Source organism: Ensifer sp. Root127 (genome assembly GCF_001425225.1).
GTDB classification, from domain to species: domain Bacteria; phylum Pseudomonadota; class Alphaproteobacteria; order Rhizobiales; family Rhizobiaceae; genus Ensifer; species Ensifer canadensis.
In genome coordinates this window covers 258,231-271,781 of record NZ_LMDX01000001.1, presented here as the reverse complement: position 1 = coordinate 271,781, position 13,551 = coordinate 258,231, and the positions used below count along the sequence as shown (strand labels likewise).

At 62.6% G+C, this 13,551-nt stretch carries 18 protein-coding genes; 8 read left to right on the top strand and 10 right to left on the bottom strand.

The genetic code is table 11. From position 1 onward, the window contains the following. Positions 1-52 precede the first annotated feature (52 nt). Together ASD03_RS01290 and nadC are read left to right on the top strand one after the other, a co-directional pair. Positions 53-1,651, top strand: coding sequence for an L-aspartate oxidase (locus ASD03_RS01290; RefSeq protein ID WP_025426409.1), 1,599 nt, complete (start codon positions 53-55; stop codon positions 1,649-1,651). A 49-nt stretch (positions 1,652-1,700) separates the two neighbouring features. Further along, a complete protein-coding gene (nadC, locus tag ASD03_RS01285) occupies positions 1,701-2,609 on the top strand; it encodes a carboxylating nicotinate-nucleotide diphosphorylase (RefSeq protein ID WP_025426410.1) in 909 nt (302 codons plus the stop codon). A gap of 113 nt (positions 2,610-2,722) precedes the next feature. On the opposite strand, the gene ASD03_RS01280 is transcribed toward nadC, so the two are convergent. The 9 genes from ASD03_RS01280 to ASD03_RS01240 form a co-directional block, all read right to left on the bottom strand. After that, positions 2,723-2,965: a hypothetical protein gene (locus ASD03_RS01280; protein WP_025426411.1), complete on the bottom strand. Its 243-nt coding sequence runs from the start codon at positions 2,963-2,965 to the stop codon at positions 2,723-2,725. Positions 2,966-3,221: 256 nt separating this feature from the next. Next, the gene (locus ASD03_RS01275) at positions 3,222-4,202 is read right to left on the bottom strand and encodes an NAD regulator (protein ID WP_107028447.1); all 981 of its coding nucleotides are present in this window, start codon (positions 4,200-4,202) and stop codon (positions 3,222-3,224) included. 1 nt (position 4,203) lies between these two features. Further along, on the bottom strand, positions 4,204-4,743 hold the full coding sequence (locus tag ASD03_RS01270; protein ID WP_025426413.1) for a tyrosine phosphatase family protein: 540 nt from the start codon (positions 4,741-4,743) through the stop codon (positions 4,204-4,206). 1 nt (position 4,744) lies between these two features. Continuing rightward, positions 4,745-5,353 (bottom strand): HD family hydrolase, encoded by a 609-nt coding sequence (locus ASD03_RS01265; RefSeq protein WP_025426414.1) that lies wholly within the window; start codon positions 5,351-5,353, stop codon positions 4,745-4,747. Further along, complete coding sequence (locus tag ASD03_RS01260; RefSeq protein WP_025426415.1) at positions 5,350-6,195, bottom strand: folate-binding protein YgfZ; 846 nt, start codon at positions 6,193-6,195, stop codon at positions 5,350-5,352. Before ASD03_RS01260 ends, ASD03_RS01265 begins: the two co-directional genes overlap by 4 nt. Before the next feature lie 341 nt (positions 6,196-6,536). Next, complete coding sequence (locus ASD03_RS01255) at positions 6,537-7,307, bottom strand: hypothetical protein (protein ID WP_025426416.1); 771 nt, start codon at positions 7,305-7,307, stop codon at positions 6,537-6,539. Between the two features lie 16 nt (positions 7,308-7,323). Continuing rightward, positions 7,324-7,593 (bottom strand): hypothetical protein, encoded by a 270-nt coding sequence (locus tag ASD03_RS01250; protein WP_025426417.1) that lies wholly within the window; start codon positions 7,591-7,593, stop codon positions 7,324-7,326. A 159-nt stretch (positions 7,594-7,752) separates the two neighbouring features. Then, entirely contained in the window at positions 7,753-8,205 is a 453-nt protein-coding gene (locus ASD03_RS01245) for a TIGR02301 family protein (RefSeq protein WP_025426418.1), read from the bottom strand. Further along, positions 8,205-8,675, bottom strand: a complete 471-nt coding sequence (locus ASD03_RS01240) for an NUDIX domain-containing protein (protein ID WP_025426419.1) — start codon at positions 8,673-8,675, stop codon at positions 8,205-8,207. Before ASD03_RS01240 ends, ASD03_RS01245 begins: the two co-directional genes overlap by 1 nt. Before the next feature lie 58 nt (positions 8,676-8,733). Between ASD03_RS01240 and ASD03_RS01235 the strand changes: the two genes are divergently transcribed. Beyond that, on the top strand, positions 8,734-9,513 hold the full coding sequence (locus ASD03_RS01235) for an SOS response-associated peptidase (RefSeq protein ID WP_038576820.1): 780 nt from the start codon (positions 8,734-8,736) through the stop codon (positions 9,511-9,513). A gap of 13 nt (positions 9,514-9,526) precedes the next feature. Here the strand turns inward: ASD03_RS01235 and ASD03_RS39625 are convergent, their stop codons facing one another. After that, the gene (locus ASD03_RS39625; protein ID WP_162174732.1) at positions 9,527-9,673 is read right to left on the bottom strand and encodes a hypothetical protein; all 147 of its coding nucleotides are present in this window, start codon (positions 9,671-9,673) and stop codon (positions 9,527-9,529) included. Between the two features lie 522 nt (positions 9,674-10,195). On the opposite strand from ASD03_RS39625, the gene cysS reads away from it, so the two are divergent. The 5 genes from cysS to ASD03_RS01210 all read left to right on the top strand — a co-directional run bounded on the left by cysS (position 10,196) and on the right by ASD03_RS01210 (position 13,549). Next, on the top strand, positions 10,196-11,587 hold the full coding sequence (gene cysS / locus ASD03_RS01230) for a cysteine--tRNA ligase (RefSeq protein WP_025426421.1): 1,392 nt from the start codon (positions 10,196-10,198) through the stop codon (positions 11,585-11,587). Between the two features lie 110 nt (positions 11,588-11,697). Continuing rightward, a complete protein-coding gene (locus tag ASD03_RS01225; RefSeq protein WP_025426422.1) occupies positions 11,698-12,078 on the top strand; it encodes a VOC family protein in 381 nt (126 codons plus the stop codon). Positions 12,079-12,090: 12 nt separating this feature from the next. Continuing rightward, the gene (locus ASD03_RS01220) at positions 12,091-12,582 is read left to right on the top strand and encodes a GFA family protein (RefSeq protein ID WP_025426423.1); all 492 of its coding nucleotides are present in this window, start codon (positions 12,091-12,093) and stop codon (positions 12,580-12,582) included. Continuing rightward, complete coding sequence (locus ASD03_RS01215) at positions 12,579-13,055, top strand: GFA family protein (protein WP_025426424.1); 477 nt, start codon at positions 12,579-12,581, stop codon at positions 13,053-13,055. Before ASD03_RS01220 ends, ASD03_RS01215 begins: the two co-directional genes overlap by 4 nt. Then, positions 13,052-13,549, top strand: coding sequence for a GFA family protein (locus tag ASD03_RS01210; RefSeq protein WP_025426425.1), 498 nt, complete (start codon positions 13,052-13,054; stop codon positions 13,547-13,549). The genes ASD03_RS01215 and ASD03_RS01210 overlap by 4 nt, the downstream gene beginning before the upstream one ends. Positions 13,550-13,551 lie beyond the last annotated feature (2 nt).

Genomic DNA, 13,551 nt, shown 5'->3' with positions numbered 1-13,551 from the left:
CTGCCGGGCGAAGGGCCCGGCATACAAGCATGCGCTGGAGGAGAGCCGCACCATGCTGAGAGATCATTTCCGTCCGCAATCCTTCAACGGGATTGACGATATCGTCATCGTCGGCGGCGGCCTTGCCGGCCTCTTCTGCGCGCTGAAGCTCAGCCCCCGGCCGGTAACCATTCTCGCCGCCGCACCGATCGGCCACGGCGCCTCGTCGGCCTGGGCGCAAGGGGGGATCGCTGCGGCGATGAGCCCGGGCGACACTTTCGAGAAACACGTCGCCGACACGTTGACGGCGGGGGCCGGCATCGTCGACGAGAAGATGACGCGCATGATGGTGGCCGAAGGTCCCGCGCGCATTCACGATCTGCTGGAATATGGCGTACCCTTCGACCGCGATCTCGAAGGCAAGTTGATCCTGTCGCGCGAAGCTGCCCACTCCGAACGCCGCATCGTGCGCGTCAAGGGCGACATGGCCGGCAAGGCGATCATGGAAGCGCTGATCACGGCTGTGCGCAACACCCCGTCGATCCGCATCATCGAAGGCTATGTGGTCGAAGAGCTGGTGCGCGAAGGCCGCTTCATCTCCGGCGTCATCGCCCGGCCGGATGCCGGCCAGGCGAAGAAGCGCGTTTCGTTTCCGGCGCGGGCCGTGGTTCTGTGTTCCGGTGGCATCGGCCACCTCTATGCGGTGACAACCAACCCTTGGGAAGCTTGCGGCCAGGGTCTCGGCATGGCGGCGCGGGCAGGGGCGATCATCGCCGATCCGGAATTCGTCCAGTTTCACCCGACGGCGATCAACATTGGCAAAGACCCGGCGCCGCTTGCGACCGAGGCGTTGCGTGGCGACGGCGCCCAGCTTATCAACTCGGCCGGGCATCGCTTCATGCTTGACATTCACCCGGACGGCGAGCTTGCCCCACGCGACATCGTCTCGCGCGGCGTGTTCGCCGAGGTCCAGGCCGGTCGCGGCGCCTTTCTCGATTGCACCAAGGCGGTCGGCAAGCATTTCCCGGACATGTTCCCGACAGTCTATGCCTCGTGCATCGGTGCCGGCATCGATCCGGTGACGCAGCCGATCCCGGTCGTACCGGCGGTGCACTACCACATGGGCGGCGTGCTGACGGATGCTGAGGGCCGCACCTCGATCGACGGTCTTTGGGCAGCCGGCGAAGTGACGTCGACCGGCGTGCACGGCGCCAATCGGCTGGCCTCCAATTCGCTGCTGGAAGCGGTGGTTTTTGCCGCCCGCATCGCCGAAAACATCAAGGGCACCCTGCCGACGCCGCAGCTTACCCAATGGGGCGACAATGCCGGCGAAAACGACGACCCGGTCACGGTCGAAGACAGCCCGCAGCTCACGATCCTGCGCAGCCTGATGAGCGACTGCGTCGGCGTGGTGCGCACGCGCGAAAGCCTGTTGCGGGCGATCCGCGAAATTTCGGCGCTCGAGCGCGACAACACCCGCATGCGCTTCACCAACATCATCACCACCGCCAAGCTGATCGCCGTCGGCGCCCTTCGCCGCACCGAGAGCCGTGGTGGCCACTACCGCGCCGATTGCCCGACGGAACAGCCGGAATGGCGGCGCAGAACCTACCTGACGCTTGCGGAAGCGAACCGTCTGGCGGCCGACGTCGCGGAAGCCGAAACGGCCTGAGCATGGCGCGCAATAGTCACTTGAGAATAGAGACAGGACCAACGACCAGATGACTGCAGCCCTTCGCCCCGAACTGCCCGCCCTCATGGTCGAGGATCAGGTGCGTGCCGCCTTGCTCGAAGATCTCGGTCGCGCCGGCGACATCACCACCCTGTCGACGATCGGGCCGGAACTGTCGGCAACGGCTGGCATGAACGCCCGCGATCCCGGGGTGATTGCCGGGCTTGAGCTGGCGCGGACAGCGTTCCGCTTCGTCGATCCGTCCATCGTCTTCGAGGCTCTGGTTTCGGACGGAGATCGTGTGACACCGGGAACGGCGATTGCCCGCATCTCTGGTCGCGCCCGCGGGCTTCTGTCGGCCGAGCGCGTTGGCCTGAACTTCCTCATGCATCTCTCGGGCATTGCCACCTACACCGCGAAATTTGCCGACGAGATTGCCCACACGCGCGCAAAGGTCTGCTGCACCCGCAAGACGATCCCTGGCCTGCGCGCGCTGGAGAAATACGCCGTGCGTCTCGGCGGTGGCTCCAATCATCGCTATGGCCTCGACGACGCCGTGCTGATCAAGGACAATCACATCGCCGTCTCCGGCGGCGTTGCCGGCGCCGTCCATGCGGCGCGCGCCTATTGCGGTCATCTGGTCAAGATCGAGATCGAGGTCGATGGCCTCGACCAGATGCGCGAGGCGCTGACTGCGGCACCGGACGTCATCCTGCTCGACAATATGGGACCGGTGCGCCTGCGCGAAGCCGTCGCCATCAACGCCGCCCATTGGCAGCTTGGCGACGAGGCCTATGCCGCAGACCCGCGGCGCACGCGCCTGGAAGCTTCCGGCAACGTCAGGATCGACACGGTACGTGCCATCGCCGAGACCGGCGTCGACTATATCTCGACCTCCAAGATCACCATGGCCGCTCCGACGCTCGACATCGGTCTGGACGTAGCGATCAAGCACTGAGGCGCTCCGACGCGTAAGCGCCGCGATAATGCTTGAAGCGCGCCGCATAGGGCCCTGAATCGATTCCGGTTTAAGGAGTTGTTTAGTGGCCGTCGGCGCAGTTGAGGCCGACGCTAGCGCTGCATGATGAAGGGGCAGACGACGCGTTTGTCGATGGTGATCTCCGTGCCGCAGTCATAGCGACAGATCTTGAACTGCCCTCGCATGTCCTGGCCGTTGAGGTTGCAGATCGTCACCTGGCCGCGGCCCATCTGGTTGTTCTTGAAATAGTCGGGGATCGCCTTGTTCCCCTGCGGGTTCGGCAGGAGAGGCTGGTCCGTCAGGAGGCTGGTGAGCAGCGCAAGCGCAAGCAGCATGTGTTCTTCCCTAAAGCATTTCCAGAAAAAGTGCGGAGCGATTTTCCGTTCGGAAATGCGTTAAAACAAAGAGGTAGAGTGCTTCTTTGACTCCGTTTCAACCGGAAGCGCTCTAGCCGGCCACAGAGCCGGCACCATATCCAATTGAACGAATGTAGCGCGCATTGGCCGAAGTGTTAGATGCAGTCCGCACATTAAACCCGCCGCAACGATGTCATCGCCAGCATAAATCCCCAGTCGTTTCTGCCTGCGCGTTTCATGCGGAGGATGAGCGGCCGCCCACCTTGAGGCCGGGTGCGGGCCGTTCGTCGAGGATTTGCCGGCGGAAGCGGAACAGCGCCGCAGGCCTGCCGCCGGTCGACGCCAGCGTCATGCCGGTCGGCTCGACCAGCTCCGCACCTTCGACCAGACGCCGAAAATTCTGCTTGTGCAGGTGGCGGCCGGAAATGGCCTCTACCGTTGCCTGCAGATCGGTGAGGGTGAATTCGGGCGGCATCAGTTCGAAAATGACCGGCCGATATTTGATCTTGCCGCGCAGGCGGGCGATCGCCGTTGCGACGATGCGGCGGTGGTCGTGGCGCATGGCCTGCCCGGCGGCAGCGTTGTCCTGCTCCCGGCTGCGGCCGTCAATCACCGCTTCGCGCACGAGACCGGCCTCGTAGAGCAACTCGTAACGCTCCAGCACCCGTTCCTCGTCCCAGGGGAAATCGTCGAGGCCGAAGGCAAGCCGGATGCGTGCGCGCCGCTGCGCGCTTGGCGCCATGCGCTCGTCGTCTGATGTGGCAAGCTCCCACCGCGAGAGCGCGGGCAAAATCAGCTGGTCGAGGATGGCAGGGCGGCCCTGCCGCCAATCCTCCCACGGCAGGTAGCCGTACCAGTCGCGCCAGTGCGCGCCGGCCTCGGCCAACCGCTCGGTGTTCTCGGTATCGGTTCGCGTCAGGGCGAGATAGCCGACCGAGACCATGTGCTTGCCTTCTTCGCCCGGCAGGCGCTGCCGTCCGCGGTCGCCGAAGGTGTAGAGCTGCTCGATATAGCCGAGCTTGAGCGCCGTGCGTTTTTCCACGCGGTCGCGCAGACTGGTCTCGAAGGTGCGGTGAAGAGCAGGGTCGAAGGGGCCGAAGGGCAGGCTGTCCCTCGCGTCGCCATCCGCCTCGTTGACGGCCAGGATGCGCGGGCTGCGGCTGACGACGGCAACGATGGCCGCGTTGAGACCGATTTCGACGGTGACGGCCCGCATCTCAGTCGCCAACATTGGCTCCCTCGGCTACAAGCGGCAGCACGAAGGGAACATTGCCGTCCGTGTCCGCACCGCGGCCGATCGAGCGTACGGCAGCGACCAGCCGCCCGCCGCGCGACAAGACAGTGTCGCCGATTTCGACAAGCCGCGTATTCGGCGTCGCATAGGGAGAGGCGAACCGCAGCCGCTCGACCAGTTCTCGGTCGTCCTGCTCAGGCTCCACCGCAAGGGCGGCGATAAGGGCAGCGGCCGGCGACCTCGAAACGCCCATCCAGCAATGAACGAGCATCGGCCGCGAACGGTCCCAGCCCTTGGCGAAGGCGACGATCTGCTGGACGTGCTCTTCCTGCGGAGCGATGAGCCCACCGGTACCGGCGAAGCTGATATCGTTCATTCCCAGCGTCAGGTGCCGCGCCTTGGCAATGACGGCCGGACGGTGGAAGTCCTGGCCCTTGGCGACCAGGCTCAGCATCTCGGTGCAGCCGTGGCGCACAGCCATCTCGGCGATGCGGGCAAGCGGCGATACGACGATCTGGGGCATCTCAGGCATCCACCTTCGCAGCGGCGCGTTCCGCCTCGAGCGTGGCAAAACGCTCGGTAAACAGACGCTGGGCCTCTATGGCCGGCAGGGGGGCGATCAGCAGGCTGTCGCGGGTGATGCCGCGCGGCTGCCCGAAGAACTTTCGCGCCTCCTCGGTCGAAAAGCCGGCAAGCGCAGTCGCCTCGAAATAGGCGGCAATATGATCTGCCTTCTTGATCCGGTCCTTCAGATCCTTGGCGCAATGGGCAGGCAGACCGAAGCGCAGGTGAATGGCGCTTTCCAGCCTCTTTTCGACCAGCTTGTAGCCGCCGCCGACCACGGCCTTGAAGGGGGAGATCATATCGCCGATCACATACTCCGGGGCGTCATGCAGCAGCGCCATCAGGCAGTCGTCGGCGTTGCACTTGTAGCTCCGGCGAAAGATGTCCTCGACGATGAGGCTGTGCTGGGCGACGGAGAAGGCGTGGTCCCCGGCCGTCTGGCCGTTCCACCGGGCAACGCGGGCAAGACCGTGGGCGATGTCGGTGATCTCGACATCGAGCGGTGACGGGTCGAGCAGGTCGAGCCGCCGGCCGGAGAGCATGCGCTGCCAGGCGCGTGCCGAGGTCACGCGCTTGCCTCGTCGGCGGTGGTTGGGAAGGCAAGCCCGGTCCATTCCGGCAGGGTCAACGTCACAGTCACGTCGCCCGCGAGCAGGTCGACGCCGTTGGCCATCGCTTCGCCGGCCTTATCGATGCGCACGATCGCGAGGGCCGAAGTGCCACGCACTGTGCCGAGCGTGCCGATCGACTTGCCGTCTGCCGTTATCGCTGTGCCGGTCGGCGGGAGCGCCGATGCACCGGCGACGATTACGACGCGACGGCGCTGCGTGCCGCGGTGCTGCATGCGCGAAACCACTTCCTGACCGACATAGCAGCCCTTGCGGAAGGAGAGCGCACCATTCTTGTCCATTAGCACATCATGCGGGAAGGCGTCCTGCAGCGCATAATCGGGGCCGGAAACGGCAATGCCGGAGACGATCCGGAGTTGGTCGAGGTCGGCATTAGAGGCTGAGTCCGCTTCGCTCTCACCATAGAAGCGGAAAACGGTGGCGCCGGCCTTCTCGAAGCGGTGGTCGCGAAATCCCTCGGCCAGCGGCTCGTCGAAGGCAATGACAGTGGGTGTGGAGGTGTCGAGCGACAGGGTCACCGCCGAGCGCAGCTTGTACATGGTCAGCCGCTTCAGAAGCGCTTCGGCCTGATCCGCAGTCGTTTCCAGCCTGAAGCCGTCGCCGTCGCGGGAAATCATGAAATCGAACAGGATCTTGCCCTGCGGCGTCAGCAGCGCGCCTGGCCTCGCCTCGTCAGGGGCGAGGGCATCGAGATCGGTGGTGATCAACCCCTGGAGAAGATCTTCCGCATCCTTGCCGGAAACGGAGACGATCGCGCGGTCGTCGAGGCGAACTCTGGGCATGGCTCGATTCCTGTTCACATTGCCGAACAGGTAGGATGTTCAGGGATGAACGGCAAGCGTATCGCCGGCGCTTAGAGCACTTCATCTTTAAACGGAAGCAATTCTGTTGGCTCAAAACGGCCGTTCCACACGAAGGATGGCGCTGAGCGATGCGGATCCATCGGGCAAGCCATCCGACACAGTGGGCGGCCGTTTTCAGCCAACCCTAAGGGCCGGATGAATTTCGGCCATTACCGGCGGCGGCCGTCTCGACCGCAGCTTCTGCTGCGCTCTTTGCCAGCCGCCTTGGTCCTGGCCGAAATTCCTTCCGGCAGAATGCTTCTGTTTAAAGATGAAGTGCTCTAGTCGCCGGCGATGAAAAATTTCCACTTCCCGTCGGGCATGATGCCGACACGATAGAAGTTGTAACTGCCGAATTCTTCCATGTCCGCGAAATCGCCTGCCGTCACCAGCCGGAAGAGGTCGACTTTCTCAGGGGCGGTCAGCGAGGCCAGCGGCTTTTCGGCGAAATAGGGCCAGACATAGGCTTCCTGTGGCGTACCTTTGTCGACCTGGACGAAGCTGGTCGAAAGAACGTCGAGCAGGATTGCCAGGATCTCGACGCCATCCTGGTCGCCCGACAGGCTTTTCAGGATCGCGATCGGATCTTCATCGGCGCTGACGCCAGTGACCTGGGTCTGGGTCGGGCCTTTGCCGAGCAGGGGCCGCAGCCGCTCGATATCGCCGGAGGCAGCCGCCTCGACGATCAACTCGCGCATGCGCGCCACAGGCGCCGGTATCTTGGAGACGTCGCTGAGCACTTCTACGGGTTCGACCGTCTTCGGCTCTTCGGCGGCCTGATCTTCCTTCGTTATGGTAACCGTCTTTTTGATCAGCGGGTCCGGCATCGGGATTTCGAGCGGGAGCTTTTCTTCCTGATCCGGTTCGTCGTCCACAGGTTCGGCTGGCGGAGGAGGAGTATTCTGGTCGCTTGCGACTGCGTTGGGCGCTTCCTGCAATTCGCTGAGCGCGAATGCGGGCGACATCATAACCGGAACGCAGAGAGCGACACCGGCCAGAAGCAGCGTAACAAGGCGAACCGGAGAGGTCCGGTTGGCATGGTTCCGGCTCATAAGGGCAGTCCTGATATTACTGAAGCGAGCGTTGGGGCGAAAATTCACCGGCGAGCATGCGCTCGCGAAGCGAATTGAGCATCGCTTCCGCACCTTCTTCACCATGAAGCCGAACGGTTTCCCGCATGGCTAGAGCGATGGCCGCATCGGCGATGATTTCTGGCTCGATGCCATCAGCCATGCCGTCCGCCCAGGCCTCGTTCTGGTGTTCCAGCGCTGCCTGCATTTTCTCGTGGACGATCATGTCATCGATGTCGGTCAGGCTTGGTTCCATCATTCGTTCCATGCGACTTCCATTGCTGCAAGTGGCTCACTTTAACGTCGTCCGGCTGAACCCCAACTGAACGACTGTGACCCGGTTGTCACTTCTTACCACTCTCTTAACGAACTTAGCAGCCTTTTCCCGAAACGACACGGGGTCGTGAGAAAAGAGGTTAATTTATTGCTAATTTCCAAAGCGAGCGACGATTTCTGACGCAAGTGTTGCTCCTTCGGCACGATATCGCTGTTCCGCGACGATCGCCGGCTGCGTGCAGGTCGTGTAGACAGAGGCAAAGGTGCGATACCCCCGGTTGAAGGCGGCGGTCATCCGCTCGCGCCTTTTTTCCTCGTTGGCCGTTTCCTTGTCGATCAGCTGCTGCATCGAGCGCCGCCAGACATCCTCGGGCTCTTTTACGCAGAGATTGCGCAGATAATGGACCGATCCAAGCACCTCGGCGAGGCGAATCAGCCGTTGGTCATAGGGTGTCGGCTTCTCCTCGACGACAGCAGGTGCGGGCGCTTGCGTCTGCGTCTTGTCCTGCGGAGGTGCAGCCGTCTTCTGCGACGCAGCGGCCGTCGCCGTGGCAAGCAGCAGTGTTGTCACAGTCAGGCGGATGATGGTCGGGCCGAATGTCATCATCCCTTCAAGTCCGAATCGACGGCTGTTTCAAGGCATCCGCCCGTCTTTGCGTTGGCTGCAGCCTGGGCGGCCAGTTTTTCCACGCATTCGCGAACACTGTCGGGAATGGGAAGCGCAAAGATCTTGTCCGGCGTGAACCATCCGAGGCCGGCTGCGTCGTCGCTGGCAACAGCGACAGCCTTCGCGTCCGCCTGCGCCTTGAAGACGGAGAGGAAGAAATGCCGACCCTCGGATTCTTTGCCCGGCAGATCGTAGGTTTCAAACAGCACGGGGTTGTCGGCACAAATGCCGGTCTCTTCCTGCAATTCGCGCAGGGCCGTCTGCTCCGGCGTCTCTCCCGGCTCGGCCCGGCCGCCGGGAAAAGCGTACATGTCGGCCGACGGCGGATTGGCGCGCCGCACAAGCAAGTAGCGGCCATCGCGTTCGAGAATGACGGAGGAGGCGAGTTCGGGCTGTTTCGGCATGATGGAATCAATTTCGATCGGTATCGTTGACCCATCCTACGTGAAGTGCCACATCCATGTCATGTGCGGACGTTTTGCGCTGACGGCGACCCCGGAAGAATTGATGGAGCTGTTCGGCCTGCTGGAAAGCGACGACTTTCCGGTGCGCTTCAATATTGCGCCGACGCAGCCGATCATCGTCGTGGTCGCCGCGGATCGCGCCGGGCCGGGCAGCAATCTGCCGGAGCGCAAGGCCCTTCTCGTTCGCTGGGGCTTCACGCCCGGCTGGGTCAAGGACCCCAGGGACTTTCCGCTGCTGATCAATGCCCGTGCCGAGACGGCGATCGAAAAGGCATCGTTTCGCGCCGCGATGCGCCATCGGCGCGTTCTCGTCCCGGCATCCGGCTTCTATGAATGGCATCGCCCCGCAAAGGGCAGCGGCGAGGCGTCGCAGGCCTATTGGATCCGTCCTCGAAAAGGGGGCATCGTCGCCTTTGCCGGCCTGATGGAGACCTGGTCTTCCGCCGATGGCTCCGAAGTCGACACTGCTGCAGTGCTCACCACCAGCGCCAATCCCGCGATTGCCCCCATACATGACCGCATGCCGGTGGTGATCCAGCCGGAAGATTTCGCCCGCTGGCTGGATTGCAAGACGCAGGAGCCGCGCGACGTCCTCGATCTGATGGTGCCGGCGTCGGAGGATTATTTCGAAGCGATCCCTGTATCCGACAAGGTCAACAAGGTGGCGAATGCGGGGGCCGATATCCAGGAGGCGGTCATCCCGCAACTGGTGCCGAAAGCGCCCGTGAAGGACGACAAGAACGGGGACAAGCCCGACGACGGGCAGATGTCCCTATTCTGAATCTCATGGGTACTTAGGCCGTCTGCTTCTTCAGCTTGGCGGTGGGCTTTGCCTTCACCTGCAGGGCAGCGGCCAGCACGGCCTTGAGACCAAGCGGACGGTACTGTTGAACCAGATCGGCGGGTGTCTTGGCGATGTCGGTGGTCTTGGCAGTCTTCACGTGCATGCACTCCTTGATGCTTTTCCTGGACCGGAAACGCCTCGTTCTCGCTTGCCTACTGCATGTTTCCTTAAATCGTATCCGATTCAAGGATAAGAACATGCAGCAATTCAAAGGGCTACAGCGACCTTGGCGCGTCCGATAAGACGCGCGGCGCTGTAGGCGACAACGACGCTCCTCCTCATTTTCTCCGGAGACAGGAACCGTGGCGCAGGGCCAAGCTGCACCGCGAATCTCTTTCCCGCGTGGCGATCCCAGATAAGCCAAATCGTGACAAATCCATGACCATGCCTCAGCTTGGATAGTTGGCTGTGCTTCGCATGCGGCTCACCACTTGACCGGCGCCATGCGACGCGCGATAAGTGTGGCCATGAAAACGGTTACCTGCATTATCTGCCGGAAGATTATTCGCTAGCGCTTCGCTGGCCTGGCCGTTTTCGTCTCCCGAAATCCAAGATGACAAACGTGCGGGCCTCCCGGGCGCCGTATTTCTGACGGTCGCATGCGTATTGGAGATTTGGAATGGGCGGAGTGCCGACACTTAAGCTGTACAACACGCTGACGCGGGAGAAGGTCGATTTCCGGCCGATCGATCCTGACAATGTCCGCATGTATGTCTGCGGCCCGACCGTCTACGACTATGCCCATATCGGCAATGCGCGTCCGGTCATCGTTTTCGATATCCTGTTCCGGCTGCTGCGCCATGTCTATGGGCCGCAGAGGGTGACCTATGTTCGCAACATCACCGACGTCGACGACAAGATCAACGCGCGGGCCCTGCGCGACTATCCCGGCCTGCCGCTGAACGAGGCGATCCGGCATGTGACCGAGAAGACCGAGACGCAGTTCCTCGAAGACGCCAAGTCGCTCGGCTGCCTTGATCCTGATGTCGAGCCGCGCGCCACCGACAATATTCCGCAGATGATCGACATCATCGACAAGCTGATTGCCAAGGGCCATGCCTACAAGGCCGGTGGCGAGGTGCTGTTCGATACCAGATCGATGCCGGATTACGGGCAGCTTTCCAAGCGCAATCTCGACGAGCAGCAGGCCGGTGCCCGCGTCGCCGTCGAGGTGCACAAGAAACACCCGGGCGATTTCGTGCTCTGGAAACTCTCGGCCGACAACGAACCGGGCTGGGAAAGCCCATGGGGCAGGGGGCGTCCGGGCTGGCACATCGAGTGCTCGGCCATGAGCGGGCGTTATCTGGGCGAGGTCTTCGATATCCACGGCGGCGGGCTCGATCTCATCTTCCCGCACCACGAGAACGAGATTGCCCAGTCGCGTTGCGCTCACGGCACGGATGTGATGGCGAATGTCTGGATGCACAACGGCTTCCTGCAGGTCGAAGGCCGCAAGATGTCGAAGTCCGAAGGCAACTTCGTCACCATCTACGAATTGCTGCACACCGAAAAATTCGGCGGCCGGAAGTGGCCGGGCGACGTGCTGCGCCTTGCCATGCTGATGACCCACTACCGCGAGCCGATCGATTTCTCGATCAAGCGCCTGGAGGAGGCCGAGCATCTGCTGTCGAAATGGCCGGTGCCGGGCGACGCCAAGGGCGAGGTCGATCCGGCCATCGTTACGGCGCTGTCCGACGACCTGAACACGGTGGCGGCGGTTCAGGCGCTGCATGCGCTGGCGCAGAAGACCGCCAGCGATCCAAGCCTGAGGGGCAGCTTTGCCGCCAGCGCGTCGCTGCTCGGCATCGTGCCGCAGGCGGTCGAACTCGACGAGGCCGTCGTGCACGAAGTCGATGGCCGCGTCAGGGCACGTCTCGAATTGCTGAAGGCCAAGGATTTCGCTGCGGCCGACAGAATCCGTGACGATCTGCTCGCCCAGGGCATCCAGTTGAAAGACGGCAAGGACCCGGCGACTGGCGAGCGCCTGACGACCTGGGAAGTGAAGCGATGAAGACGGCCTGCCATCCCCTATTGCCCTTGGATGCCGACGGTGTCCGGGCAGGGGACGGCGGTCGCAGCTTGACGGCATGAGGAGAGGCGCATGAAGGAGGAGTTCGTGCAATGATCGATCATACTGGTATCTCGGTTGCGGATTTCGACAAGGCGAAGTCGTTCTACGACGGGGCGTTTGCGCCGCTTGGCGCCTCCCTCCTGATGATGGTGCCGGCCGAGCACACCGGCGGCGTTAAGGTCGGCGGTTACGGTCGCGAACGTCCGGTCTTTTGGTTGCATGAGGCGGCCGCAGGTCCGGGCAGGCACTATGCTTTTACCGCACGCAGCCGCAGCGAAGTCGATGCCTTCTACGACGCAGCTCTTTCTGCCGGCGGCCGCGACAATGGCAAGCCGGGACTGCGCCCGCACTACCACCCGGATTATTATGCCGCCTTCGTCTTCGATCCCGACGGCAACAACATCGAGGCGGTCTGTCATGTGTCGACTTGAGGAGACGTTGCGATGAGTCTCGACAACAGGCCGTATCATACCGGCGGCTGCCAATGTGGTGCCGTGCGTTTCCGCGTCGAGGGCGTTCTCGGCGACGCTTCCGTCTGCCATTGCCGCATGTGCCAGAAGGCGAGCGGAAACTTCTATCTGCCGTTGGTGTCGGTGCGTGGCGCTACCGTCAACTGGACGCGTGGCGAGCGCAAACGCTTCCAGTCGTCCAATTTTGGCTGGCGTGGATTTTGCGGTGATTGCGGCACGCCTCTAACCTATGAGGCGCCCGATGGCATGGCGCTGGCGATTGCTGCCTTCGACGAACCTCAGGGGATCGTGCCGACAATCCAGTGGGGCATCGAGGCTAAGCTGCCCTATGTCGATCAAGTGCCTGAATTGCCGGGGGAGGAGACGTTGGCCGATGCCGACGCCGTGGCATTCCTTGCCGATCTCGTTTCCTACCAGCATCCTGATCATGACACCGAAACCTGGCCCCCGGAGGACGAGAAATGACCGATACAGTGCGAACAGGCGGATGCCAGTGCGGCGCGGTCCGTTTCCGCATTCGGGGACAACTCGGCCGTCCGTCGATCTGCCATTGCCGCATGTGCCAGAAGCAGTTCGGCGCCTTCTTCTCGGCGCTGGTGACAGCGCCGAAGGATGGCGTCGAGTGGACGCGCGACGAGCCGAGCTACTTCCAATCCTCGGTCAATATCGATCGTGGTTTCTGCCCGAAATGCGGCACGCCGATGATCTACCGCCATCCCGGCGGCATGGAAATCGCCATCGGCACGTTCGATGATCGCAGCGATCTGGCCCCGCAGATACAGGTTAATTATGCCTCGCGGCTCCCCTGGGTCGAGACCATCTTCGACCAGCCGGTGCTGACGGATCCGGATTTCTATAGCAGGCAGGAGAGTGTCATTTCCTTCCAGCATCCCGATCACGACACCGAGCAGTGGCACCAACCGGGAGTGTTCCGATGACGATTTCGCGCATCTTTACCGGCGGCTGCCAGTGCGGAGCGATCCGCTACCGCGCCGAAGGCGTGCTGGCGGATGCGCATATCTGTCACTGTCGCATGTGCCAGAAGGCCGCCGGCAATTATTTCATGCCGCTCGCCAACATCGCGCGCGACAATTTCGACATCACCCGCGGGCAACCCTCATGGTTTCGCTCCTCGCATCTGGTGCGCCGCGCCTTCTGCCACGATTGCGGAACGCCGCTCTTCTATGACATGCCGGACGAGGATTTCCTCAACATCGTGCTCGGCTCGCTCGATGATCCAGACGATCTGCCACCGGTTTATCAGTCTGGGGTAGAATCGCGCATGGTTTGGTTCTCGCGGCTTGCGAAGCTTCCCGAAAGGCAGACCGACGACGGCACCGAGCTTTCCGCCACCCGGCACCTGCTCGTGCTCGAAACGAACCGCCAGCATCCCGATTACGATACGGTGCACTGGCCACCGATGAGAGACTGAAG

Excerpts from the sequence above, each read along its gene's own strand:
- ASD03_RS01245 (WP_025426418.1), bottom strand. The coding sequence starts at position 8,205 with ATGACATTCGGCCCGACCATCATCCGCCTGACTGTGACAACACTGCTG.
- ASD03_RS01275 (WP_107028447.1), bottom strand. The coding sequence starts at position 4,202 with ATGCGGGCCGTCACCGTCGAAATCGGTCTCAACGCGGCCATCGTTGCC.
- ASD03_RS01220 (WP_025426423.1), top strand. The coding sequence starts at position 12,091 with ATGAGTCTCGACAACAGGCCGTATCATACCGGCGGCTGCCAATGTGGT.
- ASD03_RS01270 (WP_025426413.1), bottom strand. The coding sequence starts at position 4,743 with ATGCCCCAGATCGTCGTATCGCCGCTTGCCCGCATCGCCGAGATGGCT.
- ASD03_RS01215 (WP_025426424.1), top strand. The coding sequence starts at position 12,579 with ATGACCGATACAGTGCGAACAGGCGGATGCCAGTGCGGCGCGGTCCGT.
- ASD03_RS01290 (WP_025426409.1), top strand. The coding sequence starts at position 53 with ATGCTGAGAGATCATTTCCGTCCGCAATCCTTCAACGGGATTGACGAT.
- nadC (WP_025426410.1), top strand. The coding sequence starts at position 1,701 with ATGACTGCAGCCCTTCGCCCCGAACTGCCCGCCCTCATGGTCGAGGAT.
- ASD03_RS01235 (WP_038576820.1), top strand. The coding sequence starts at position 8,734 with ATGTGCGGACGTTTTGCGCTGACGGCGACCCCGGAAGAATTGATGGAG.
- cysS (WP_025426421.1), top strand. The coding sequence starts at position 10,196 with ATGGGCGGAGTGCCGACACTTAAGCTGTACAACACGCTGACGCGGGAG.
- ASD03_RS01280 (WP_025426411.1), bottom strand. The coding sequence starts at position 2,965 with ATGCTGCTTGCGCTTGCGCTGCTCACCAGCCTCCTGACGGACCAGCCT.
- ASD03_RS01225 (WP_025426422.1), top strand. The coding sequence starts at position 11,698 with ATGATCGATCATACTGGTATCTCGGTTGCGGATTTCGACAAGGCGAAG.
- ASD03_RS01250 (WP_025426417.1), bottom strand. The coding sequence starts at position 7,593 with ATGGAACGAATGATGGAACCAAGCCTGACCGACATCGATGACATGATC.
- ASD03_RS01255 (WP_025426416.1), bottom strand. The coding sequence starts at position 7,307 with ATGAGCCGGAACCATGCCAACCGGACCTCTCCGGTTCGCCTTGTTACG.
- ASD03_RS01210 (WP_025426425.1), top strand. The coding sequence starts at position 13,052 with ATGACGATTTCGCGCATCTTTACCGGCGGCTGCCAGTGCGGAGCGATC.
- ASD03_RS01260 (WP_025426415.1), bottom strand. The coding sequence starts at position 6,195 with ATGCCCAGAGTTCGCCTCGACGACCGCGCGATCGTCTCCGTTTCCGGC.